Consider the following 725-nt stretch of genomic DNA (forward strand, 5'->3'; position numbering starts at 1 on the left):
AAAGAAAATGAAGCCTTAAGCAAAGAAATTACTCAAATTAAAGATGATTTAGAAAAAAATGGTAATATTGACCAAACTCTTAAAAATAAATTAGCTATTAAACAATAAGAATTAAACATTACTAAAGCAAGAGTTCAACAATTAGAAGAACATGAAAATGCCTTACAAAATATTATTAAACAAAAAGATGAAGAAATAGCGGAATTACAGAAAACTATTGAAGCACAAACCACAGAAATCAACCGATTAAATGATGAATTAGATAAACAAATGCAATTATATATCCACTAAGGGCAAAAGATTCAACAATTAGAAGGCGCCATTAAAGGACTAGAAGAGGCTAATAAAAGTTTACAAATAGAAAATAAAGAATTGCGCCAAAGAATTGCTGAATTGAAACAACAATTAGAAGATGAGAAAAAGGCGCATGAGGAGACGAAAAATGAGTTATTAAAAAAAGATAATATAATAATAGAAAAAGAACAAAAATTAGCAGAAAAAAAACATGAATTCGAAACATTACAAAACAAATGGGAAAAGGAAAAACAAGAAAAACAATTAATGGATACGGCAGAAATTATAGTTGGCTTCGTGCCAGGTGCCGCTCCAGCTCTTAAAGTGGTTCAACAGGCTCGTCGCATGAAGAATTTCTTAAATTGGTGGAACTAAAATTTACAAAAATAATTAAAAAAATGGTTTTATTAGTTTATTATAAAAGAATAATA

At 28.0% G+C, this 725-nt stretch carries 1 protein-coding gene; it reads left to right on the top strand.

All coding sequences use genetic code 11. The features are described from left to right. The first annotated feature begins 372 nt into the window (after window positions 1-372). Complete coding sequence (locus tag ON17_RS01715; RefSeq protein ID WP_152411662.1) at window positions 373-669, top strand: hypothetical protein; 297 nt, start codon at window positions 373-375, stop codon at window positions 667-669. Window positions 670-725: the final 56 nt, after the last annotated feature.

Source organism: Poinsettia branch-inducing phytoplasma str. JR1, from assembly GCF_000309465.1.
In the GTDB taxonomy this organism is placed as follows: Bacteria; Bacillota_I; Bacilli_A; order Acholeplasmatales; family Acholeplasmataceae; genus Phytoplasma; species Phytoplasma pruni.